Below are 22,765 nucleotides of genomic sequence, written 5' to 3' on the forward strand. Positions count from 1 at the left end.
AACCAACCTGTATTAACCATTTTTTTATTGAGGTATGTCAAAAACATCCACCATTTTATCCCATCTAAAAACTGATTTTTCATCAGGATTAGTTGTATTTCTTGTCGCACTTCCTTTGTGTTTAGGAATTGCATTAGCCAGTGGCGCTCCATTATTCTCCGGTATAATTTCTGGAGTTATAGGGGGAATTGTTGTGGGTTTATTAAGTAATTCACATTTGAGCGTTTCGGGACCGGCAGCCGGTCTAACAGCCATTGTCCTTTCAGCAATATCAGAGTTAGGAACCTTTGAACTATTTCTAACTACGGTAGTTTTAGCAGGCTGTATTCAATTGGTATTGGGATTTATTAAGGCAGGAACGATTTCGAATTATTTCCCCAACAATGTTATAGAAGGGATGCTGGCTGGAATTGGTGTGATTATATTTTTGAAACAAATACCCCACGCTGTTGGTTATGATCCTGATTTTGAAGGGGATGAAGCGTTTGTTCAGAGTGATGGACAAAATACATTAAGTGAATTATTTGCCGTATTCAATCACGTGCATTTTGGTGCAATAGCTATAGCGCTAATTTCATTGCTTCTTCTTACGCTTTGGCCTAAAATTAAACCACTACAAAAATTTAAATTTATCCCACCCGCTTTAGTTGCTGTACTCTTTGGAATAGTTATTAATGTTTTTTGGACGCAAGATGGGTCTAGTTTGGCGATTTCAGGCGATCATTTAGTACAATTACCCGTACCTGATTCTATAGAAGCGTGGAAAACGACCTTTAAAACCCCTGATTTTAGTCAGTTAGGAAATTCTAAATTATGGGTAATAGCATTCACGATAGCTGTCGTAGCTTCAATAGAGACGTTGTTGTGTATAGAAGCTGCCGATCGGATGGATATTTATAAGCGATACACTAACACCAATTTAGAATTAAAAGCACAAGGCATTGGAAATATCTTGAGTGGATTGATCGGAGGATTGCCAATGACATCGGTAGTAGTGCGCACTTCAGCTAATGCGGCTTCAGGAGCTAGAACTAAAATGTCGGCCATCATTCATGGGATTTTATTATTATTATGTGCGGTTATCATTCCAAAATACCTTAATATGATTCCCAAAGCCACTTTGGCTGCGGTACTATTATTAGTTGGCTATAAATTGGCCAATCCCAGAATGTTTTGGCATTTCTATAAGCGCGGTATTTTTCAATATATTCCTTTTGTAGCGACATTTTTAGGTGTAGTTTTTACCGATTTATTGAAAGGAGTAGCCTTGGGTTTGATCATCAATATTCTCTTTATTCTTTGGGGAAATATGAAACAAGCCTATGTATTTCGTGCAGTTAATTATAAAGAAGGCGATGTAATACATATTGACTTGGCACAAGAAGTTTCTTTTTTAAATAAAATGGCCATCAAAAATACGTTGAATAACTTGCCCAAAGGTTCACAAGTCATTATTGATGCTTCAAACACCGTTTATATTGCGCACGATGTACAAGATTTAATCCGTGAATTTTATGAAATTAAGTCGGTTGAAAAAGAAATAAGTGTCCAACTTATCGGATTCAAAGATGCGTATGATTTGGAAAACACACAGACAACTTCAGTAAAAATTGAGCAGAAATATAATGTTCAACGCCGACGCATGGAACCCATCACAAAACAGGAAGAGTAGCAGCTTATTTTATATTATTCATAAATTATTTTCATTTATTCGATTGGTGAATAGCATTTAGTGAAACGCTACATTTACATACACACTTAACACTCTCTAAAAATTGACAACATGAGCGACGATTTTTACAAAAAAATTTTAGACAACAACAAGAAATGGGTCGAGGACCAATTAGCAATCGATCAAGATTATTTTAAAGATTTATCCAAAGGACAACAACCTCCATTATTATGGATTGGGTGCTCGGATAGTCGTGTACCCGCCAACGAAATTATTGGTGCCAAACCTGGCGAGGTATTTGTTCACCGTAACATTGCCAACATGGTAATCCATAGTGATATGAACATGCTAAGCGTGTTAGACTACGCCGTTAACGTTTTGAAAGTGAAACATGTTATTGTATGTGGTCACTACGGTTGTGGCGGTGTTTTGGCGTCTATGGGCAATCAATCAATTGGTTTAATTGACAACTGGATTCGCCATATCAAAGACGTGTACCGTTTGCACGAGGACTATTTAAATAGTATTGAAGACCAAGAAGAACGTTTCAATAAATTTGTAGAAATCAATGTGCAAGAACAAGTGTTTGATTTGGCCAAAACATCAATCGTACAAGGGGCTTGGCGAAATGGTCAAAACTTAACGCTACACGGATGGGTCTATGGATTGAATTCGGGCTATGTAACTGATTTGGATGTCAACCTAACGTCAAATGCAGATTTGGATGAAGTCTACCGCTTAAAATTCTAATCATCTAGGTTTTCATTGAAAGCCGACGGCAATAACTGGGGAATAAATTTAATTAGGATTGGTAATAGTAAACTTCCCCCTGGAAGTAGAAAAATAGTGAGCGACGGTACGCTTTTGCAGATGTCTAGTAACTGTTTTTTTACTTTCTTTTTTTCTTCCGCATCTAAATCCCTTTGGGTAGATTTCGCCAACAATTGCATCAATTCTTTACTTTCTCGAATTTCCTGCGTCAGTCGTTTTTTATTTCTTTTGATAAGGAAAATGACACTTTGCGTCGTTTGGTCGTAAAAATGTTTTACAGGATGGGAATAATTAAAGTAGTGAATGTCCTTTTTATGGGTACTGATAAACGCATCTGTGAAGTCAATTGCTTTTTCTGTAACCGTTTCAGCAATACCCAAATATTCGCCCAACGCAAATAAAAAATAGCGTTCTTCATTGTCCATTTGACCGTCACTCCACAACGAAAGTGTGGCAATATCCAATAAATACAACGCTTCCATGGGTTGGGTAAACGATTCCAACGCCAATTGGTCCAAGGACGTTATTTTTACCTTTGAAAATTGGGTATAACGCACCGAGGCTTCAAACAATTTAATCAATAAATCATCGTGAGCTGATTTTTGGGTTTTGACCTGTAATACCAATGAAACCAAACCCATTAAGGTTTCTTCAAACCGTTTTAAGTACTTTTCTGGTAGTTTTCCTTTTTGTAAATAATGTTCAAAGGCCAAGACATCGATAAAAAGTAACGCATTGGTGATGATGTGGGAAAAGTTCTTCCGTAATATGTCTTTGTTGGTTTGCACGCGCCCGTCAATATAATCTTCAAGTTTCTGACTGGCATTCGCGGGGAGTATTTTTTGCAATAAATCCCCAAAACCACTGGGTGACATTTCTTTGTAAAATCCGAGCGCTTTTTGAGTAAAATCAGTCGTATCAGGATTATTTACAGTTGAAAAGTAGAGCTCATACAATGCATTGAGTAAGGCGACCTTCGAAATTTCCTCAGAATCCCATTGACTCAATTCTTCATGATGAATTCCTGAAATTTGGATACAATGTCCATAAATAAACCCACTGAAACGAAGATTTTCATACCACGAAATAGGGTCAAAAGAACCTATCGCACTGGTCTTTGTGCGTTCAATGAGAAATTTATCAATCCAGCCGTGCGCAGACGGGTTTATCATGGTGCCATTATTGAATAATGTAAAAGTACAGTTTTCCGCGAGTAAATTTAGAAGTTGCCCCGTGATTTAATGTTCTGTTCACATAAACGCACGATTTCTGCAATTCGGTTTTCTCGGGTTTCTGGTCTTTTGGCCTGATTGAGCCAGTACAAATAGCCTTTGCGGTAAGTTTTACTGAATTGCGTGAAATGCGAATGCGCTTTCTCATTTGCTGCAAAAGCAGCTTTTAAGTCGGCAGGAATTTCTAAATTTTCCACTGCATCCAAGGATTCCCAACTGCCGTTTTCTTTGGCTAAAGCGATGATTTTTTTACCACTTTCATGTAGTAGATCTTGTGCCTCTAATTCTTCGATGTACGATTTATTCAACTTACTCCACACACTTTTGACTTTGCGAGGGGTAAACAATTGGCGACGGCGTTCCTCGTCCATTTTCTTTACCGTTGAATCAATCCAACCATAACAAATGGCCACTTTCACGGCTTCTTCCCATCGCATGCTAGGTTGGGGACTACTGACTTTGTAGAAAATGAGATAAGCCCGAGTTTCCTTGTCGTGATTTTTTTCGAGCCAATCGCGCCATGCTTCTGCTGTTGCAAAATAATAGTGGTCTTTTTCTTCCATAATTAAAAGTACATTTTTTTCAAAAAAGCAAGGGGTCGATCAGCTTTAATTTTAAAAAAATCATGCAGGTATTTCTTCAACCAATATAATTGTTCCTTTGCTATCAAAGTAGGTGCATGTCATAGCCTCAAAACAAACAGCCCATTTTTCAACTCCAGCGTGGGCACAATCCAAGCAGAATTGCGGATAATCGGTTTTGCCTAGTTGGTGGGCTCGTAAATCGGTTTCAAATTGTACTTTGTCTGATGTTGGCGCAACAGCAATGGGTTCATATTTTGCTGGTGCCGAAGTTTTATAGTCATTGGCGCCATAGTAATCGATATGACCATCGGATACGAAGGCTTCATAATAAGTTACCCCTAGTTGTTTTATTTCTGCAATGAATTTGGGGAAATCGGCGCCTGATTTTACTTTGCTATGTGCTTCTTTGATTTGTGCAATAGTAAACATATTTTAAATTTTTACGATTAATAATAGGGCAAAGTTGTGGTATATATTTACCTTGTCATTGTAAAAAATCGTTTTTATTTACTATTGTTTTTAAATTGCTCAGGTGTGTCACCTGTAAAACGTTTGAAATCTTTGATAAAATGGGCTTGGTCAAAGAAATGATTCTCAAAGCAGATATCGGTCAGGCTTTTTTCAGAATCTAGACTGTTTAAAACCGTATTAAAGCGCACAATTGAGGCAAATTTTTTAGGTGAAGTCCCCACCATTTTTCGGAATCTTTTTTCAAACGGACTTTGACTGATGCCTAAATGTTGAATTAATTCTTGGATACGAATTGCTCCTTTGGAAGCATAGATTTGTCGAACGGCTTCTACTATTAATCGGTCGGTTACCACTTGTTTGAGTTGGTTTTTAAAGAACTGATCAACATGACGAATACGTTGGGAGTCGGCAAAACAGTTGCTCAACTTTTCCTCCAATTCTTCCACTTGCCTGCGATCAAACAGCAATTCTAGGCCAACACTTTGATTAAACAATTCGTGAGCAGGTGTCGAACAAAAATGGGTAAATCCGATTTCAGTAAAATACACCAAAACAGTACCCGTATTTTCTGCATTTTGAAATTCTAAAAACGAATCAGTAATTCCAGTGACTCCACTAGAGTGCAAAGGAATAGACCCATTAGGTGTAATTTTTATTAATTTTCCCAAATATTGAAAACCAATCACCAAACCCTGTGAGGGGAAAACTTTATAAATTTGGGGTGTAATGTTTTCCGCTATGATGTAATGACTTATGTAGTTTCGCAACAATTCGGAAGGGAGATGTTGTTCAAACTTCATTCGGACAATTTACTTTATAATTCCGGCACAAGCTACGCGACCGCCTGCATTTCCTGTGGGTTGAGTCACAAAATCATCGGCTTTGTCGTGAACAATCAAACCTTTGTTCAAAACATCTTTATTGGGATCAGCACAACCAATGCACCACTGATCGGTAGAAAAAGTTACCGTTGCTTCTCCTTTGTCATTCGCTGTAAAATTGCCAATATCGCCTTTATGGTGTTCGGCATCGCCCCATTTTCCGTGTTTCACATGCGTCGGATTCCAATGTCCACCCGCTGATGTTGCATCACCCGCAGAACAATCGGCTTTTTCATGAATATGAATCGCATGCACGCCTGGTTTGAGACCGGTGATTTTTGCTTCCAAAGTAACTACTCCTTTTTTCTCCGTAAACGTAGCGGTACCGTTCACCTGACTGTTACTCTTGGGTTCGAGGGTAATTTTCACACTGTTTTCGGGGGTGTTGACTGACTTACAAGCGACGATAATTGCGGTTAGTAGCGCTGCGGTAAGAATTACTTTTTTCATACGAATCATTTTTACCAAAGATACAGTTTTCTAATTTTTCCTATTCTAAAAATTCGGTTAAAAAGAAAACCGTCCTCCTAAGAAGACGGTTTTCAAACAATTAAACGTAACTAAAAATTAGAAACAATAGCCATTTTCTGCAATGAGTTTTTCCGCAATAGTTTCGCGTAAAGCCACTACATTAGGCATATTGGTATATTTGGTAAAACGGCGTAAGCCCATTAACATCATGCGTTGTTCATCGCCTTCAGCAAATGAAATAATGCCTTCTTTTCCTTTGGTGTACACTGTGTCAACGGCATTGTATAAATACAATTGGGCCATGGCAATTTGCTCTTTACAACTTTCCGCACCATTTTTCTTTGCCATTTTTTCTACACGTAAAACAGTACTTTCCGACATATAGATTTCGATTAACATATCCGAAGCTGCCATCAACAATTGTTGGTGTTTTTCTAAATCCGGACCATATTTTTGAACAGCCGCACCCGCCACCATCAAAAAGGCTTTTTTCAATTTGCCAATAATTTCCTTTTCTTCACTAAACAATTCTGAATAATCAGGGGTGTCAAACGATGGAATGCCCATTAATTCTTCTTGCACTTTCATGGCAGGTGTAATCAAATCCACATGACCTTTCATGGCTTTTTTGATTAACATGCCCACTGAAAGCATGCGGTTAATTTCGTTGGTTCCCTCGTAAATACGGGCAATACGGGCATCACGCCAAGCACTTTCCATCGGTGTGTCTTCTGAGAAGCCCATCCCGCCATAGACTTGGATACCTTCGTCAGCACAATTTTGGGCATCTTCGGAAACGGCTACTTTAAGAATCGAACATTCAATTGCAAATTCTTCTACGCCTTTTAATTCGGCTTCTTGATGTGTAGCACCTTCGCTTTCGCGAATGGCAATACGGTTTTGGATGTCATGCGCTGCGCGATACGTCGCACTTTCTCCCGCAAAGGCAGAAGTCGCCATGTTGGCTAACTTTTGACGAATCGCTCCAAAGGAAGCAATCGGAACATTGAACTGGAAACGTTCGTTGGCATACCCTACCGCATTATTAGCCAAACGACGTTGTGCATCCAAACAAGCAGCTGCCAATTTGATACGACCCACATTCAAGGCATTCATGGCGATTTTGAATCCTTCGCCACGACCGGCCAACATGTTTTCAACGGGCACTAAGGTCTCGTTGAAAAATACCTGACGGGTAGAGGAGGAGCGAATCCCTAATTTGTGTTCTTCTTCTCCTAACGAAATTCCGTTATTCGGGTCGTTTTCTACAATAAATCCAGTGATGTTTTTGTCGTCTTCAATGCGTGCAAACACGATGAAAAGGGAGCAAAATCCGGCATTGGAAATCCACATTTTTTGACCTGTAATTTTGTAATGCTTACCATCTGCTGTTAATTCCGCTTTGGTTTTTCCAGAATTCGCATCGGAACCAGCACCCGGTTCGGTCAAACAATACGCACCAAACCATTCGCCAGAAGCCAATTTTGGCACATACTTTTTCTTTTGTTCGTCAGTTCCATACAAGGTAATCGGCATCGTACCAATTCCGGTATGCGCACCAAAAGCAGTAGAAAACGAACCGGTCGCTCCTGAGATGTAGTCACATACCAAACAGGTATCAACAAATCCCATTCCGAGTCCGCCGTATTCCGCTGGAACCGCCACACTCAAAAAGCCCATTTCTCCCGCTTTGCGCATCACTTCTTCGGTGAAAGCATAGTCTTTTTGTTCGAAGCGAACTTTATTCGCCCAAATTTCTTTGTCTACGAATTCTTTTACAGAATCACGCATCATTACTTGTTCATCTGAAAAATCTTCCGGCGTAAAGATGTTTTCACAAAGGGTTTCTTTTACGAGGAATTGGCCGCCTCTTGTAATATCTGCCATGATATGATTTTTATATTTTAAATTCTATATTTTAAATTTTAAGTTTTGGACTCCGATTGTATACTTGTTTTGACAATCTTTGTCAGAATATTTATTATATGTTCTATTTCTTCAAGTGGTTGACTCACATTTAATTTTGAAATTTTAGATTCATGAATTAAACGCAACCAGTACTTAGTTTCTCTAGCTTCTTTAGCTGCAATACTGATTTTACTTATAAAATCTCTTTTTGATTGTGCAGCAATAGCTTCTTCAACATTGGCTCCAATGCTCGTTCCTGAACGAATGATTTGTTTTGACAGAATAAATTCATTTTCTTTTTTTAATTCTAAAAACAAATCAATCATTAACAAAGCAAAGGAAAAGGTCTTTGTGGCGATTAAATTTTCTTTCATGGCTTGATTTCATTTATATATGGCTTACATTCAAAATTTATAATTCAAAATTTACAACAACTCATAGATTCCCGCTGCGCCTTGTCCCGTTCCTACACACATCGAAACAATACCGTATTTACTGCCGCGTTGTTTCATTTCGTCAAAGAGTTGGACCGAAAGTTTGGCGCCGGTACAACCCAGTGGGTGACCCAAAGCAATCGCACCACCGTTGACATTCACGATTTCTGGATTGATGTCCAATTCGCGTATTACCGCTAAAGATTGGGAGGCAAAAGCTTCGTTTAATTCAATCAGGTCGATGTCTTTTAATTGCAATCCTGCTTGTTGTAAGGCTTTCGGAATCGCTTTCACCGGACCGATACCCATAATTCGGGGTTCGACCCCTGCTGCCGCATAACTCACCATGCGAGCGATAGGCTCTAGGTTGAGTTCTTTCACCAAGGCTTCGCTCATAATCATCACAAAAGCAGCACCATCACTCATTTGAGAAGCATTACCTGCGGTTACACTTCCGTCTGCGGCAAATACAGGACGTAATTTGGCCAACGCTTCAAGATTGGTATCGGCTCTCGGACCTTCATCCTGAGTTACCGTATAATTTTTGGTTTCTTTTTTACCTGCTTCGTTGATAAAAGTATGTTCAACGGTAATGGGCACAATTTGATTGGCAAAACGACCTTCTTGTTGGGCTTTGATCGCTTTTTGGTGCGAAGCATACGCAAAAGCATCTTGGTCTTCGCGGGAAACGTTGAACTGCTTCGCTACGGCTTCAGCGGTGAGTCCCATGCCCCAGTAATAATCTTCATGTCCAGCAGCTGCCACTTTGTAATCGGGAGTAGGTTTGTACCCGCCCATCGGAATGTAGCTCATGCTTTCAGCACCACCCGCGATGATACAGTCGGCCATGCCACTCTGAATTTTGGCTACCGCCATACTAATGGTTTCGACACCCGAGGCGCAATACCGGTTCACGGTTACCCCAGGAACATCGGTCACTTTTAATCCCATTAAGGAAATTAATCGACCCATGTTGAGACCTTGTTCTGCTTCGGGCATGGCATTACCTACCATCACATCATCGATGCGGGAACGGTCAAAATCGGGTAATTGTTGCATTAAATATTCTATGGTTTCCGCTGCCAATTCATCCGGACGTTTGAATCGGAATACACCTTTCGGGGCTTTCCCTACTGCGGTGCGGTATCCTTTTACGATATAAGCTGTCTTCATTATTAGTGAGAATTTTGAATTTTAAATTTTAAATGATTTATAAAAGACATTTATAATTTAAAATTCAACATTTAAATTATTAATTACGTAGTGGTTTTCCTTTGGTCAACATAAACTGAATACGTTCTAACGTCTTGCGTTCGGTACACAAACTCAAGAACGCTTCCCGTTCGATATCCAATAAATACTGTTCAGAAACCAAAGTTGGTTCCGATAAGTCCCCACCAGCCATTACGTAGGCCAGTTTATTCGCAATTTTGCGGTCGTGTTCCGAAATGTACTGACCGGCCACCATTTGATCGGTGCCCACCAAGAACATTCCAAGCGCTTGTTTTCCGAGCACTTTTATGTCTTTGCGTTCTACCGGTTGGGTATAGCCTTGCTCGGCCATTTGCAACGCAATTTGTTTTGCCGTAGCAATTTGTCGATCGCGGTTCACTACCACGATATCTTTTCCTTTTTGTAAAATGCCGAGGTCGAAAGCTTCGTAGGCCGAAGTCGCCACTTTTGCCATCCCAATGGTTAAGAAATACTCTTGTAACACATTCAATTCCACATCGTTTTTACGGAATAGGTCGGCAGCACGCAAGGTCATTTCTTTGGATCCTCCACCACCAGGGATTACCCCAACGCCAAATTCTACCAATCCGATGTAGGTTTCTGCAGCAGCGACGACACGGTCAGCGTGTAAAGTCATTTCACATCCACCTCCCAAGGTCATGCCATGTGGCGCCACAACAACAGGAATAGAAGAATAGCGGCAACGCATCATTGTGTTTTGGAACAGTTTGATAGCCATATTCAATTCGTCGTATTCTTGTTCCACCGCCATCATAAAAATCATTCCGATGTTGGCACCCACTGAGAAATTAGCACCTTGGTTACCAATCACTAATCCGTTGTATTCTTTTTCGGCTAAATCGATGGCTTTGTTGATTCCGGTTAAAACGCCACCGCCAATGGTATTCATTTTGGAGTGGAATTCTAAGTTCAAAATCCCGTCACCCAAATGGAAGAGCGTGCAATCGCTGTTGCCCCACACTTTTTGAGTTTCGCGAATATTATCGAGGATGATAAAGCTTTCTTGGCCTGGTTTTTTGATGTAGGATTTTGAAGCACTATCATAGAAATAGGTTGCCCCATTTTTTACGGTGTAAAATGAAGTCGAACCCGAAGCAATCATTTCGTTGACCCAAGCGGCGGGTTGGTAGCCTTCGTTTTGCATGATTTCAATTGCCTTCGCTACTCCGATGGCATCCCAAATTTCGAACGGACCATTTTCCCAACCGAAACCGGCTTTCATGGCATCGTCAATTTTGTATAACTCGTCAGAGATTTCGGGAATGCGGTTTGATACGTAGGCAAACATGGCGGCAAAATTCTTGCGGTAGAAATCGCCGGCTTTGTCTTTACCTTTCACCAAAACTTTAAAACGATCGATCGGTTTATCAATGGTTTTGGTCAGTTCCAACGTGGCAAACGATGCTTTTTTATTTGGACGGTATTCAAGGGTATCCAAATCCAATGAAAGAATGTCTTTGCCTTCTTTTTTATAAAAACCTTGCTTAGTTTTGCTGCCCAACCACTGGTTTTCCATCATTTTCTGAATGAACTCGGGTAATTGGAACAAATCGTGTGCTTCATCGTTCGGACAGTTGTCGTACAATCCATTGGCTACATGAACCAAAGTGTCAAGTCCGACCACATCCACCGTACGGAAAGTAGCCGATTTCGGGCGACCAATCACGGGACCAGTTAATTTGTCCACTTCTTCGATGGTCAAACCCAATTCTTTAACTTGGTGGAACAAACTCATGATGCCGAAAATACCGATACGATTCCCGATGAAGGCAGGCGTATCTTTGGCGATGACCGAGGTTTTTCCAAGAAATTTAGAACCGTATTCAAATAAGAAGTCAATCACCTCCGGACTCGTTTGCGGTCCGGGAATAACTTCAAACAATTTCAAGTAACGTGCAGGGTTGAAAAAGTGGGTACCACAGAAATGCGCTTGGAAGTCGGCACTACGTCCTTCACTCATAAAGTGAATCGGAATCCCAGACGTGTTGGAAGTCACCAAAGTACCCGGTTTACGGTATTTGTCGATTTGTTCGAATACCAATTTCTTGATGTCAAGGCGTTCGACAACTACTTCGATAACCCAATCACAAGTAGCGATTTTGGCCATGTCGTCGGTGGTATTTCCCGTTGTGATGCGGGAAGCAAACTTCTGACTGTAAATCGGGGAGGGGTTGGATTTCAAGGCATTCGCCAAATGGTCATTGACAATACGGTTTCGTACTGCTTTGTGTTCGAGTGTTAATCCTTTTTTCTCTTCCATCGGCGTGAGTGCATTGGGCGCAATGTCCAAGAGCAAAACTTCAAGTCCGATGTTCGCAAAATGGCAGGCAATGCCCGATCCCATAATTCCGGATCCCACGACAGCCACTTTTTTAATAATACGTTTCATAGAGGTGCTATGTTGTTTGTTTAAAAAATCTTTTTTTCGGCAATCAAATCATTGATAATATCGGTCACTTCCATGAAGTGTTTGAGTTGTTCATCCGAAATATGTTTTCGAATACTTTCATTAAAGCGCAACACCGTATTTTTCGATAATTCCCGTTTTTCTTTTCCTTCTTCGGTCAAAAAAATCAGGACCCCACGGCCATCATCTGGATTTTTCTCCCGGTAAATTAAACCGCGGTCTTCCAAAGTTTTTAAGGTCCTTGTTAAACTCGTGGGTTCCATTCCCATACGGTTACTAATATAGGAGGAAGGTGTTCCTTCTTCTTTGTCGATACTGAGTAGTGCAAAACCTACTGCCATGGACGCATCATATTTAGATGCTTCTTCATTATACATGCGTGCAACGGCTTGCCAAGTTGCGCGTAATGCATAGTCTATTGTTTTTTCTTTCATAAAGGTTAGGTTACGAAATCGATTTCAAAAATACATAAAAATACTATGCACGCATAATAAAATAACAAAAAATTATGCATGCATAGGAAAAATTACGAATAATAAAATGGATTTGAAAAAACGGACGCTTTTTTCTTACGAAATTCAATAAATTAACGCTATAAGTAAGAATATTATTTCAAGACGTCATAAATGTTAATTATATCACAAAAAATAATTTTATGTTTGAAGTGTAACCTTAGGGATTACGCCTAATAACACACTCTAAAACACAACGAAAAAATGAATCACGAAGAGAATGTCTTCTACAAAATGATTTATGAAGTATCGGATTATGCCATTATTATGATGGATGCCAACGGTACTATCATGAATTGGAATGTGGGAGCACAACGCATTAAAGGATATCTATCCGAAGAAGTTATAGGTTCGAGCTTCAAACGTTTTTACACGGAAAAAGACAAAATCGAACAAAAACCCGATCAACTATTGGCGACAGCAACCCAAGAAGGAAGTGCGAGAGATGAGGGTTGGCGCGTCAAAAAAGACGGTTCCCTATTTTGGGCCAATGTATTAATCACTGCCATTCATGGGGCTGACGGAAGAATCACCGGATTTTCAAAAGTAACACGCGATCTTACGGAACGGAAAAATGCCGAACTAGCGGTGATTGAACATGCCAAAGAACTCGAAAAAAAGAACAAAGAGTTGGAGCAATTCGCTTACATTGCCTCACACGACTTGCAAGAACCGCTTCGAACCATTACGTGTTTGAACGAAATGTTGCGGGACACACTTTATGAGAAGATCGATCCCCAAACGACACAAATGATGGATTATATTTTGGAGGCTACGCAACGGATGCGCCAATTGATTCATGGTTTGTTGGATTATTCCCGAATTGGCAAGGAAAGCGACTTGGTCGAAGTGAATTGTGCCCAATTAATTCAGCAAATCAAAATGGATTTGAAAATATTGATTGAAGATACGGGTACTTATATCGAATTTGAAAGTCTTCCCACCATTTGGGGCTATGAGCTGGAATTACGTCAAATGTTTACCAATCTTATCACCAATGGAATCAAATTTCGCAAACCGGGTCAGTCGCCCGTTGTAAAAATTAGTGCTTCAGAAAAAAATGGCAAATGGACTTTTTCCGTCAACGACAATGGTATCGGAATTCCGCAAGCTTTTCACGATAAAATCTTTGTGATATTCCAACGTCTACATTCACGGGAAACCTATGAAGGTACGGGAATCGGACTCGCCCACTGCCACAAAATTGCCCAATTACATAAAGGAGATATTTGGGTCGATTCTGAAGAAGGCAAGGGAAGTACGTTCCATTTTAGTGTTGACACCCACAAACTTAAATCTGCATAAATGAGTAAGCCACAATTAAAAAAAATACTATTGGTTGACGACGATAGTGCAACCAATTTCATCAACGAAATCACGATTAAAAAAACGGGAGTTGATGCGCAAATTGTTGTCTGTACCAGTGCTTTTCAAGCGTTGGATTACCTTGGAAGTACGGGACAATATGAAAACCAAGAACGCTTTCCGCAACCGTGTATTATCTTTTTAGATATTAATATGCCCGGGATGAACGGATTTGAATTCTTGGATCACTATGATAAATTACCTGAAGAACAAAAAGGCATATTAGTCGTTGTAATGCTCACCACAAGCGTAAATCCTGATGACCGTATGCGCAGTGAAAATGATCAAAACATCAAGGGATTCATTTCCAAGCCGCTTACTGAAGAACATTTGATGAAAATTATAAATGACAATTTTGAATGGTCCAAAAAATAAAACCATAAATAGGACTTGATTTGACAATCTAGGGTATTCGAAAGTTTCACACTATTTATGTTAAGCATCTCAATTTTGAGGTGCTTTTTTTTACATATTAGCACTTTAAGTAAGAAAAAATTTAACATTTGCGTAATTATTGAAAGATTTTTCGTATTTTTGAGAGAACACTTTACCCAATATCAAACAACCCTAACTCTATGAGCCACGAAGAAAATGTCTTTTTTAAGATGATCTACGAGGTTTCTGATTACGCTATTCTTTTATTAGACGTAAACGGAATAGTCATGAATTGGAATACAGGTGCCCAACGCATCAAAGGCTATGAAGCAGAGGAAATCGTAGGTAATCATTTCGAAATTTTTTACACTGAACACGATCGACTCCAACGTAAACCTGAAAGTTTATTGGAGATTGCCCGACTCATGGGACGTGCCACCGATGAAGGATGGCGACTCCGAAAAGACGGTTCAACCTTTTGGGGGAGTATTACTATCACCGCCATTCATGATGAAAACGGCAACGTAAATGGGTATACCAAAGTTACTAGAGACCTTACCGAACGCCGTAAAGCGGAGTTGGAACTCGTCGAACATGCGAAAGAACTCGAGAAGAAAAATCGGGAACTCGAACAATTTGCCTACATCGCTTCCCACGATTTGCAAGAGCCGTTACGTACGATTACAAGTTTGTATGAATTATTAAATAGTTCCTATTTTAATAATTTGGATGAAAATGCCCGACAAATGATGGAATTTGTGGGTGAAGCTACCGAACGGATGCGTCAATTGATTCAAGGATTACTCGAATATTCCCGTATTGGGAAAGAAAGTTTTCCCGAATGGGTTGATTGCCAAAAAATTGTGCAAGATGTTGTCGATGATTTACAGCTGTTAATTCGGGAAACAGACACCGAAATCATGATCGGTCCGATGCCACATTTAATGGGGTATGAGGTTGAATTGCGTCAAATGTTTGCCAACCTCATTACCAATGCGATTAAATTCCGAAAGCCAGGGGATTCTCCACTCGTTATTATCACAGCCACACAAGAATTTGCCACTTGGAAATTTGCCGTGAAAGACAACGGTATTGGCATTCCATCCTGTTACCACGATAAAATATTTATCATTTTCCAGCGTCTTCATCCCCGAGAAATGTATGAAGGGGTGGGAATCGGTTTAGCCCATTGCCATAAAATTGCCGAACTCCATAAAGGCGATATTTGGGTCGATTCACAAGAAGGCCAAGGCAGTACTTTCTATTTCACCATTGATACTCTCAAGCTTAAATCCGCGTAAATGAGTCAGAAACCCAAATTAGACTGTATTTTATTAATCGACGATGATAAGGCGACCAACTTTATCAACGAGATTATCATCCGAAAATCGGGAGTAAAAACCCATATCGAAGTCTGTAATACAGCACAGCGCGGCTTAGATTTTTTATCCAGCAAAGGCGATTTTAGTCACCAAATTGGGTATCCCCAACCCGGAATTATTTTCCTCGACATCAATATGCCAGGGATGAATGGTTGGGAATTTTTAGAAGAATATGAAAAACTTCCCGAAAATCAAAAAGCAAAAATTGTGGTAGCTATGCTCACCACAAGCATTAATCCCGAAGACCGTTTTCGAAGTGGCGCCAATGAGAATGTTCAAGCCTTTATTTCAAAACCCTTAACCAAAGACTATTTGTATCAAATTGTTGAAGCCAACTTTGATTGGGAATCTGTGGAGTAATAGTTTGGGCGTGCCCCTGCGGGTCGCGTCTTCCGCTCTATCTTTTCCTCCGTTGCACTCCGTAAAAGGATGCCGCTTCAACCGCTCACGCAATTCCTGCTTAGAAAGATGTTCCGATTTAAATCGTACCTTTCCACTTTGAAATCGCTATGTCATTTATCCATTGCTATTATTTTGCACAATCGTATTCCGCTGAACCGCCCTCGCAGTGGCAGTCGTCGGATATTCAGCGTTTTGAGAAAATACTAAAACTCGAAACTTCTTTCCGAGGAGTACAATTGCAACGCAACAGCAAAGAACAATTTCTTACTGCCTTGAAAGAAAAAAGTGAATTGTTGCGTTTTTTGGATGGTTTTCCCGAGTTTGCCCAACTCTTTCGTTCTAAAACCAACTTACTGAAAGAATATCCCGATTGTGACTACGAAGAATTTAATCAAGTTCAGTTGGCATTCGAGGTAGATCGTTATTTGAGTGAAGATTGGATGCACTTTATTATAGAAAAAATAGAACAAAATCAACTATTTTATTTGACATTTATGATGCGGTACGAGGCTTTAATTCCAGAACGGGTACTACTAACTTTGAAGATTAAAATAGAAAGTATTTTGCAACAATACCACCAAGCGATACAAGCAGAGGGTAATCAATCGGATTGGTTTTTGTTTCAATCCTATGTCAAATTTACCTTACTGTTAAAAGATCAAAAATTGCTGCAACTTATAGTTGAAATTGAGAGCATTCGTGAGCAAAAGCTCAAAGAGATAATGGAGATTATCGATGATAGGAATAGGAAACTCTCTATTAACGAGGTTTTGGGAATTCTCGTTGTCCTTTTTATTCTGTTTTTTCTTATTATAAGTCGCGTGCCGTGAGTAAAGTATTTTTTCTAAATCGTTTTTAAATGTCATTTATTTACAATTATTATTTCGCACAAACCTATTCCACCGAACCGCTTTCGCAATGGCAGTTGCCGGATATTCAGCGTTTTGAAAAAATACTAAAACTCGAAACTTCTTTCCGAGGAGTACAATTGCAACGCAACAGCAAAGAACAATTTCTTACTGCCTTGAAAGAAAAAAGTGAATTGTTGCGTTTTTTGGATACTTTTCCCGAGTTTGCTCAACTCTTTCAATCCAAAACCGATTTGTTGAAAGACTATCCGGAATGTACTTATGAAGGATTCTCATTTGCCCAATTGGCCACGGAAGTTGAACAATTTCTCAGCGACGATTGGATTGCGTTTCTAGTGGGAGAATTGGATGAAAATAGATTCTACTATTTGAAATTCATGTTGCGCTATGAAGCGCTGCTCCCCGAACGGGTTTTGCAAACCTTGAAAAACAAGTTGGAAGCCCGCTTGTTGCAATTTGAAGCCGATCTCGAAATAGCCGATTCAAAGGTCGATTGGTCGTTGTTTAAAAATTACGCGGATTTTATCCAACTTTTGAACGATAAAAAATTGGCTCAACTCATTTTTTCCATAGAAAACAAACGCCGAAGACTGCTCAATCAGACCATAGAAATCATCAATAAACCCGGAATCATTCATTTTTTTGAAACGATGTTTGGCGGGGTGTATTACCTTTTCCATCATCCCGAAGATGCCGAAGGTAAACGCGAACGCCAGCGCGTGATGGGTGATTTTAAATTTATGGGGAGTATATTGTTGGGGATTATTATTCTTTTTATCATTGGGGCCTATTACGGACAACACCGTAAAGCCGAACGGAAACAGCAAATCGAAGCCGCAAAAGTCGGGTATTATCCGTCGTTTTTTTACTATCCAGAAAATAAAATTACATTGGATTCTAAAGTTTTGGATACAGTAAAAACGGGATTTGATTTTTACCAAATGAAGTATACTACGCCCGATTCCAGCGGACTCACCTTTATCAATGCAACGCCATTTGAAGTGATTCTTTTTTCAGATGAACAAGCGGTAGATGCTTTTTTCAAAGATCCACAAAAAAGAAAAGAAGCCTTGCAGTATTTGTATATCCAACCCAAAGACACTTTGCGATTTTCGACGCATGGCATGCCTTTTCATTTGTATGTGGGAAAACAATTGTCGAATGTGCAAGCGGCAAAATCCAATATAGCTAACTTTCCCCGGTTTCAACAACCCTTTCAAGGTGCTGAAAAATATTTACCAAAGCCCATCGAAATTCAAGGTGGATTTATGGAATTAAAAGGAACTAACTACGAATTATACCTTCATGCCGACCGGAGTTTTTTTGTAAATGGTCAATCGAAAGTGGGGGATACGGTGTTTAGTTTGTTTTAGATTCCTCTTCATATAGAAGCGAAGCATCTTGATGTATTCGAGCTATTCGCTCCTTTAGTTCTTGTGGAGCAATAACTTTGATACCAGCTCCAAATCCAAGTAGAATTCGTTCAAATTCAAAGTTCATTTGTAACAGCAAATGAATGATAATGCTATGATCTTCCAAAGTTTGAATAAGACGCTGGCTCCTATGAATAGGTTTTGTTAAAACATAAGGTGCATGAGGAGCAGCGACCCATAAAGCAATGCGTTTGGGTTGGATTCCTTTCATTACGGTAACACCTACCGTGTACTTATAATATTCATCAGGATCAAATGGGAAAGGAATAAACGATTTAGAAAAGTCATAATCGAGTTCAATAATTCGATCTAATGCCAAACTTAGTATCGGACTATTTGTACTTTTCTTTCCAATAACAAACCATCTGTTATTATATTCTTTTAATAATACAGGGTAAAAATCAAACGTAGAAGGATTAATTGATGTGAAGGATTGATACTTCATTTTCAATACAATTTTCTTAGCAATTGATTGATAAATCCCGTCTAGAAAATGAATACCTTTTAATTTTTCATTGCGATCTAAATAAATAATAGGTTGATTTTGGGTTGTTTCGGTGTATATTTTATCTTCAAGTCGTTGTACTATATCGGATACATCTTGAAATAAAGAAAAATTTTGGAATTGTTTCAACATTAATACAGTTTCTGTAAGTACTTGAACATCTGTTTCAGTTAAAGGAATAGCGGTAATTGTAAATCCCTCTTCCGCATAGCGATAATATTTTTTATCATAGACTTCGATAGGAGCATGATAACCTAATTTTTCACTGCGCATCATCTGTATATCCAATTGAATTGTTCGCTTGCTGATATTTTGAGTTCGTCCCTCAAATTCATACAAAGCATCCGAACATGCTGAAATGAGATCTTCTAAACTCCATCGACGGTTGTTATTTTGTAAGCATTTGTCAATAGTCTGGTAGCGAATCAATGCGTTTTTATGTTGAGCCATTTTTGCGTAACTAGTTTGTAATGTTAGGATTAAATTCTTAATTGCTGTTCAATTTCCACCAAAATAAAAAAATATTATTTACTACGCAAAATAACTGCGTAGTTGTTTTTCAATCTTTGCACTGTAACAAGTATGTCCGATGTTTGCAGTGGACAAACATCGGACTCGCAAAAGTGAAAACTATGAAGACTCAAATTAATGGAAACGATTTAATCACATTAGGATACCCTGAAGGTAGTTTGATTGGAGTTGCATTGAAAATAAACAAAAAGCGAACTGGATTGAACCGTGAACAAATGATGGAAAACTATGCTGCTGTGTTGAAGAATCCAGAAGAATACAAAGATCATATTCTATTTGGTGTTTTAGCCAAGGCAATTATAGCTAAGCAAAATGAAAAAGAATCGGATTTTATATCCTTACATCCAACGCCAATATCATTTCCAGCCTATGGAAAGGATTTTATTGAAGGTGGCGCTTTCAAACAGATGGAAGTAGCTATGCGTTTACCAATTACGGTTGCAGGAGCATTAATGCCAGACGCACATCAAGGGTATGGTTTGCCAATTGGAGGAGTGCTTGCTACACGAAATGCGATTATTCCTTATGGAGTTGGAGTTGATATTGGTTGTCGAATGGCTTTGAGTATTTATCCTATTTCAGCGGAATATTTTTATGCAAATGCGGATAAGTTCAAACGAGAAATTATTGCTCACTCTAAATTTGGTGCTGGACATGGCTATCATGGACAATATAAATCCGATCATGAAGTTTTAGGTGACTCATTATTCAATGAAAATGCATTGGTGAAAAGTTTAAAAGATAAAGCATGGTCACAACTCGGAACCTCAGGAGGAGGCAATCATTTTGTTGAGTTTGGTATTCTTGAATTTGAAAAAGATGATGCGATTCTTAATATTCCTAAAGGAAATTATGTAGCCTTATTAACTCATTCGGGTTCTAGAGGATTTGGGGCAACAATTGCAGGACATTATACCAAAAAAGCAAAAGAAGTTTGCAAATTACCGGATGAGGCTAAAAACTTAGCTTACTTGGATTTAAATTCTGAATTAGGACAAGAATATTGGCTTGCGATGAATTTAGCTGGTGAATATGCTTCTGCATGTCATGAGATTATACATACTAAAATTTCTAAATCTCTTGGAGTAGCGACTTTAGCAAAAATTGAAAATCACCATAATTTTGCATGGAAAGAAGTATATAATGGAGAGGAAGTAATTGTTCATCGTAAAGGAGCAACACCCGCTTCAAAAGGTGTTATGGGAATTATTCCTGGGAGTATGACTGCTCCTGGATTTTTAGTGAGAGGGAAAGGAGAAGTCAATGCAATTAATTCAGCTTCACATGGTGCAGGTCGACAAATGAGTCGAACACAAGCTGAAAATACTATTTCTCGTTCAGCAATGAAATCAATTTTAGCCGATCATAACGTTACTTTAATCGGTGCAGGATTGGATGAAGCGCCTATGGCTTACAAAGATATTCATCAAGTTATGGCAGCTCAAGAAGAATTAGTTGATGTTGTGGCTCGATTTATTCCAAAGATCGTGCGTATGGCAGATGACGGAAGTCGTGAAGATTAGTATAAACCCGAGTTAATCGGGTTTATTTTTTTTATTTTTACATTTTATACTAATTCTATGCAGCTCGCCCTCTATAAAATCTGGATTTTTATGCGCAGTTTGTTCCGTCCCCGTATTCATTCGTTTGGGGAACGCATCACCCATAAGTATCGCGTTTCACTTTTTGATTTGGATGAATATTTCCACATGAACAATGCGCGGTACCTGACGTATATGGAGTTGGGTCGTTTTGATTTAGTGATTCGTTCGGGTTTCTTTCGCTATGCGCTAAAAAATAAAATCATGGCACCCGTGGTCAATACTACCATCATTTACCGCCGTTCATTGCAACCGTTTCAAAAGTTTTCCGTTTCCAATCAATTGGTTTATTGGGATGAAACGAGTATGTATGTCGAGTCGGTTGTGATGAGTCGGGGAAAATTGTACACCTTGGCTATTAAAGAAATCCGTGTGGTTCAAAATGGAAATACAGTTCCGTTAAATAGCATCACCCAAGGCATGGGGATTGATTTACCCGAACTGCATTATCCAGAAATCCTTATTCAGGACAAAAAGAAATTGGTTAAAGATTTATTGCAATACGCTGAAACAAAATATTCCAACGGCAATAATCCATAACTCATAATTCATAACTCATAATTCATAACTTTATTAATCCCATTTACTATTCACCGAAACCGCAAATGCACCACCGCCAGAGAAGAATAAACTCACCGCTCCTACAATGTAAAGCATAAGTAATTCTAGAGCGTAGCCGCCGTATTCGTTTAATCGTAATACTTCAGTTGAGTGAGCAATGGCAATTGCAGCGATACAGTTGATGGCAAAAATTAAAGCGGCCAATCGGGTGCGATATCCCAAAACAATCGCTAAGGGTGCTAATAATTCGCCAAAATAAACGCCATAGGCGAGGGGACCAACCGCTTCTTTGATAAAATCAATGCCGTGTTCAACTTTGGCAATTCCATGAAATAACATGAGTCCGCCCACAAAAAGGCGCAAAATGAGTAAGCCGAGGTGGTGATTTCTTTCTAACATAGTTTTTTGGTTATTGGTTTATTGTTCTAATTTACAAAATAGTCTTTAGGAAATCAGAAAATTAACATTTAAAGGTTATCCTGGAAATGCCAATAACGGCACTTCATACGGGAATGCCAATTGCGAAGGATCCAATTCATGGTGCAACCAGCGTTGTTCATCTTCTTTCTTTAAAATGATAGGCATTCTTTTTTTGGAATTATGAATGAAACTCATGGTGGCATTGGCCGTTGTGGTTAGAACGGTATAGGTACCCATTTGTGAGCCGGTTTCAGGATGTGTCCAATAACTGTACAAACCGGCAAATGCAAAGAGTTCGTCAGGGCCATAAATGATATACCGTTGTTTGTTTTTTCCTTTTTCATCCAACCAATGCCAATCGTAAAAAGCATTAGCAGGGATAATACACCGGTTTTGAATGACCTCACGGAATGAGGGTTTTTCAGTCAGCGTTTCAATTCGCGCATTTAAGGTGTTTTTACGAAATTGGGTGTCTTTGGCCCAATGCGGCAACAATCCCCAACTGAAATCGCATTGAATAGTGTCAGGCGCTTGGTCCGTGATTAATCCAATGGTAGGGTGCTCAAAACCATTGAAAATATCGGATTGCGGCAGTTCCATTTGAGGAGCAACTTTCGCTTTAAATCGATCTTCCAGTTTGACCTTAGGGTCTTTCATTTGCATGTAAAAACACATAGAATAATAGTTCACTAAAAAGTAAAGATAAAAAAAACACGAATGTTTC

Annotated in this window: 23 protein-coding genes; 10 read left to right on the forward strand and 13 right to left on the reverse strand. The window is 39.2% G+C overall.

All coding sequences use genetic code 11. The features are described 5' to 3' along the window. The first annotated feature begins 34 nt into the window (after positions 1–34). Complete coding sequence (locus EQG61_RS11640; protein WP_129462116.1) at positions 35–1,672, forward strand: SulP family inorganic anion transporter; 1,638 nt, start codon at positions 35–37, stop codon at positions 1,670–1,672. A gap of 111 nt (positions 1,673–1,783) precedes the next feature. After that, a complete protein-coding gene (gene can, locus EQG61_RS11645; RefSeq protein ID WP_129462117.1) occupies positions 1,784–2,422 on the forward strand; it encodes a carbonate dehydratase in 639 nt (212 codons plus the stop codon). Here can and EQG61_RS11650 read toward each other — a convergent pair. The 10 genes from EQG61_RS11650 to EQG61_RS11695 form a co-directional block, all read right to left on the reverse strand. Continuing rightward, the gene (locus tag EQG61_RS11650; RefSeq protein ID WP_129462118.1) at positions 2,419–3,615 is read right to left on the reverse strand and encodes an LETM1-related biofilm-associated protein; all 1,197 of its coding nucleotides are present in this window, start codon (positions 3,613–3,615) and stop codon (positions 2,419–2,421) included. The genes can and EQG61_RS11650 overlap by 4 nt on opposite strands. Before the next feature lie 47 nt (positions 3,616–3,662). Beyond that, positions 3,663–4,238 carry a YdeI/OmpD-associated family protein gene (locus tag EQG61_RS11655; protein ID WP_129462119.1) on the reverse strand — a complete coding sequence of 192 codons (576 nt, stop codon included), beginning with the start codon at positions 4,236–4,238 and terminating at the stop codon, positions 3,663–3,665. Between the two features lie 60 nt (positions 4,239–4,298). Beyond that, entirely contained in the window at positions 4,299–4,688 is a 390-nt protein-coding gene (locus tag EQG61_RS11660; RefSeq protein ID WP_129462120.1) for a DUF1398 domain-containing protein, read from the reverse strand. A 74-nt stretch (positions 4,689–4,762) separates the two neighbouring features. Continuing rightward, a complete protein-coding gene (locus tag EQG61_RS11665) occupies positions 4,763–5,530 on the reverse strand; it encodes a helix-turn-helix transcriptional regulator (protein WP_129462121.1) in 768 nt (255 codons plus the stop codon). A gap of 9 nt (positions 5,531–5,539) precedes the next feature. Then, on the reverse strand, positions 5,540–6,061 hold the full coding sequence (locus EQG61_RS11670; protein WP_129462122.1) for a superoxide dismutase family protein: 522 nt from the start codon (positions 6,059–6,061) through the stop codon (positions 5,540–5,542). Between the two features lie 117 nt (positions 6,062–6,178). Further along, positions 6,179–7,969, reverse strand: coding sequence for an acyl-CoA dehydrogenase family protein (locus tag EQG61_RS11675; protein ID WP_129462123.1), 1,791 nt, complete (start codon positions 7,967–7,969; stop codon positions 6,179–6,181). Between the two features lie 38 nt (positions 7,970–8,007). Next, the gene (locus EQG61_RS11680; RefSeq protein ID WP_129462124.1) at positions 8,008–8,364 is read right to left on the reverse strand and encodes a four helix bundle protein; all 357 of its coding nucleotides are present in this window, start codon (positions 8,362–8,364) and stop codon (positions 8,008–8,010) included. Between the two features lie 51 nt (positions 8,365–8,415). Then, on the reverse strand, positions 8,416–9,597 hold the full coding sequence (locus tag EQG61_RS11685) for an acetyl-CoA C-acyltransferase (protein ID WP_129462125.1): 1,182 nt from the start codon (positions 9,595–9,597) through the stop codon (positions 8,416–8,418). A 79-nt stretch (positions 9,598–9,676) separates the two neighbouring features. Beyond that, on the reverse strand, positions 9,677–12,067 hold the full coding sequence (locus EQG61_RS11690) for a 3-hydroxyacyl-CoA dehydrogenase/enoyl-CoA hydratase family protein (RefSeq protein ID WP_129462126.1): 2,391 nt from the start codon (positions 12,065–12,067) through the stop codon (positions 9,677–9,679). 20 nt (positions 12,068–12,087) lie between these two features. Beyond that, positions 12,088–12,519: a MarR family winged helix-turn-helix transcriptional regulator gene (locus tag EQG61_RS11695; RefSeq protein ID WP_129462127.1), complete on the reverse strand. Its 432-nt coding sequence runs from the start codon at positions 12,517–12,519 to the stop codon at positions 12,088–12,090. A 282-nt stretch (positions 12,520–12,801) separates the two neighbouring features. On the opposite strand from EQG61_RS11695, the gene EQG61_RS11700 reads away from it, so the two are divergent. From EQG61_RS11700 to EQG61_RS11725, 6 genes are all read left to right on the forward strand, one after another. Continuing rightward, positions 12,802–13,902 (forward strand): sensor histidine kinase, encoded by a 1,101-nt coding sequence (locus EQG61_RS11700; protein WP_129462128.1) that lies wholly within the window; start codon positions 12,802–12,804, stop codon positions 13,900–13,902. After that, positions 13,903–14,337, forward strand: a complete 435-nt coding sequence (locus EQG61_RS11705) for a response regulator (protein ID WP_129462129.1) — start codon at positions 13,903–13,905, stop codon at positions 14,335–14,337. It abuts the gene before it with no gap. A 200-nt stretch (positions 14,338–14,537) separates the two neighbouring features. After that, a complete protein-coding gene (locus EQG61_RS11710; RefSeq protein WP_129462130.1) occupies positions 14,538–15,638 on the forward strand; it encodes a sensor histidine kinase in 1,101 nt (366 codons plus the stop codon). Then, the gene (locus EQG61_RS11715) at positions 15,639–16,079 is read left to right on the forward strand and encodes a response regulator (RefSeq protein ID WP_129462131.1); all 441 of its coding nucleotides are present in this window, start codon (positions 15,639–15,641) and stop codon (positions 16,077–16,079) included. It abuts the gene before it with no gap. Between the two features lie 149 nt (positions 16,080–16,228). Further along, complete coding sequence (locus EQG61_RS11720) at positions 16,229–16,951, forward strand: hypothetical protein (protein WP_129462132.1); 723 nt, start codon at positions 16,229–16,231, stop codon at positions 16,949–16,951. A gap of 29 nt (positions 16,952–16,980) precedes the next feature. Next, complete coding sequence (locus EQG61_RS11725; RefSeq protein WP_129462133.1) at positions 16,981–18,363, forward strand: hypothetical protein; 1,383 nt, start codon at positions 16,981–16,983, stop codon at positions 18,361–18,363. On the opposite strand, the gene EQG61_RS11730 is transcribed toward EQG61_RS11725, so the two are convergent. Beyond that, positions 18,350–19,378 (reverse strand): helix-turn-helix transcriptional regulator, encoded by a 1,029-nt coding sequence (locus tag EQG61_RS11730; RefSeq protein ID WP_129462134.1) that lies wholly within the window; start codon positions 19,376–19,378, stop codon positions 18,350–18,352. The genes EQG61_RS11725 and EQG61_RS11730 overlap by 14 nt on opposite strands. A gap of 182 nt (positions 19,379–19,560) precedes the next feature. On the opposite strand from EQG61_RS11730, the gene EQG61_RS11735 reads away from it, so the two are divergent. Both EQG61_RS11735 and EQG61_RS11740 read left to right on the forward strand, forming a co-directional pair. Further along, positions 19,561–20,982: an RtcB family protein gene (locus EQG61_RS11735; protein WP_129462135.1), complete on the forward strand. Its 1,422-nt coding sequence runs from the start codon at positions 19,561–19,563 to the stop codon at positions 20,980–20,982. Positions 20,983–21,039: 57 nt separating this feature from the next. Further along, entirely contained in the window at positions 21,040–21,600 is a 561-nt protein-coding gene (locus EQG61_RS11740) for an acyl-CoA thioesterase (protein WP_129462136.1), read from the forward strand. A gap of 33 nt (positions 21,601–21,633) precedes the next feature. Here EQG61_RS11740 and EQG61_RS11745 read toward each other — a convergent pair whose 3' ends face one another. Both EQG61_RS11745 and EQG61_RS11750 read right to left on the reverse strand, forming a co-directional pair. Then, entirely contained in the window at positions 21,634–22,020 is a 387-nt protein-coding gene (locus tag EQG61_RS11745; protein WP_129462137.1) for a DoxX family protein, read from the reverse strand. A gap of 75 nt (positions 22,021–22,095) precedes the next feature. Beyond that, positions 22,096–22,716 (reverse strand): SOS response-associated peptidase, encoded by a 621-nt coding sequence (locus EQG61_RS11750; RefSeq protein ID WP_129462138.1) that lies wholly within the window; start codon positions 22,714–22,716, stop codon positions 22,096–22,098. Between the last annotated feature and the right edge of the window lie 49 nt (positions 22,717–22,765).

This window comes from Flavobacterium stagni, from assembly GCF_004122105.1.
GTDB lineage: Bacteria > Bacteroidota > Bacteroidia > Flavobacteriales > Flavobacteriaceae > Flavobacterium > Flavobacterium stagni.

What these genes read in the sequence shown, in the direction of transcription:
- can (WP_129462117.1), top strand. Translation starts at nt 1,784, where the DNA reads ATGAGCGACGATTTTTACAAAAAAATTTTAGACAACAACAAGAAATGG.
- EQG61_RS11720 (WP_129462132.1), top strand. Translation starts at nt 16,229, where the DNA reads ATGTCATTTATCCATTGCTATTATTTTGCACAATCGTATTCCGCTGAA.
- EQG61_RS11665 (WP_129462121.1), bottom strand. Translation starts at nt 5,530, where the DNA reads ATGAAGTTTGAACAACATCTCCCTTCCGAATTGTTGCGAAACTACATA.
- EQG61_RS11685 (WP_129462125.1), bottom strand. Translation starts at nt 9,597, where the DNA reads ATGAAGACAGCTTATATCGTAAAAGGATACCGCACCGCAGTAGGGAAA.
- EQG61_RS11725 (WP_129462133.1), top strand. Translation starts at nt 16,981, where the DNA reads ATGTCATTTATTTACAATTATTATTTCGCACAAACCTATTCCACCGAA.
- EQG61_RS11690 (WP_129462126.1), bottom strand. Translation starts at nt 12,067, where the DNA reads ATGAAACGTATTATTAAAAAAGTGGCTGTCGTGGGATCCGGAATTATG.
- EQG61_RS11670 (WP_129462122.1), bottom strand. Translation starts at nt 6,061, where the DNA reads ATGAAAAAAGTAATTCTTACCGCAGCGCTACTAACCGCAATTATCGTC.
- EQG61_RS11695 (WP_129462127.1), bottom strand. Translation starts at nt 12,519, where the DNA reads ATGAAAGAAAAAACAATAGACTATGCATTACGCGCAACTTGGCAAGCC.
- EQG61_RS11710 (WP_129462130.1), top strand. Translation starts at nt 14,538, where the DNA reads ATGAGCCACGAAGAAAATGTCTTTTTTAAGATGATCTACGAGGTTTCT.
- EQG61_RS11740 (WP_129462136.1), top strand. Translation starts at nt 21,040, where the DNA reads ATGCAGCTCGCCCTCTATAAAATCTGGATTTTTATGCGCAGTTTGTTC.
- EQG61_RS11730 (WP_129462134.1), bottom strand. Translation starts at nt 19,378, where the DNA reads ATGGCTCAACATAAAAACGCATTGATTCGCTACCAGACTATTGACAAA.
- EQG61_RS11650 (WP_129462118.1), bottom strand. Translation starts at nt 3,615, where the DNA reads ATGATAAACCCGTCTGCGCACGGCTGGATTGATAAATTTCTCATTGAA.
- EQG61_RS11700 (WP_129462128.1), top strand. Translation starts at nt 12,802, where the DNA reads ATGAATCACGAAGAGAATGTCTTCTACAAAATGATTTATGAAGTATCG.
- EQG61_RS11675 (WP_129462123.1), bottom strand. Translation starts at nt 7,969, where the DNA reads ATGGCAGATATTACAAGAGGCGGCCAATTCCTCGTAAAAGAAACCCTT.
- EQG61_RS11735 (WP_129462135.1), top strand. Translation starts at nt 19,561, where the DNA reads ATGAAGACTCAAATTAATGGAAACGATTTAATCACATTAGGATACCCT.
- EQG61_RS11705 (WP_129462129.1), top strand. Translation starts at nt 13,903, where the DNA reads ATGAGTAAGCCACAATTAAAAAAAATACTATTGGTTGACGACGATAGT.
- EQG61_RS11745 (WP_129462137.1), bottom strand. Translation starts at nt 22,020, where the DNA reads ATGTTAGAAAGAAATCACCACCTCGGCTTACTCATTTTGCGCCTTTTT.
- EQG61_RS11640 (WP_129462116.1), top strand. Translation starts at nt 35, where the DNA reads ATGTCAAAAACATCCACCATTTTATCCCATCTAAAAACTGATTTTTCA.
- EQG61_RS11715 (WP_129462131.1), top strand. Translation starts at nt 15,639, where the DNA reads ATGAGTCAGAAACCCAAATTAGACTGTATTTTATTAATCGACGATGAT.
- EQG61_RS11655 (WP_129462119.1), bottom strand. Translation starts at nt 4,238, where the DNA reads ATGGAAGAAAAAGACCACTATTATTTTGCAACAGCAGAAGCATGGCGC.
- EQG61_RS11660 (WP_129462120.1), bottom strand. Translation starts at nt 4,688, where the DNA reads ATGTTTACTATTGCACAAATCAAAGAAGCACATAGCAAAGTAAAATCA.
- EQG61_RS11750 (WP_129462138.1), bottom strand. Translation starts at nt 22,716, where the DNA reads ATGTGTTTTTACATGCAAATGAAAGACCCTAAGGTCAAACTGGAAGAT.
- EQG61_RS11680 (WP_129462124.1), bottom strand. Translation starts at nt 8,364, where the DNA reads ATGAAAGAAAATTTAATCGCCACAAAGACCTTTTCCTTTGCTTTGTTA.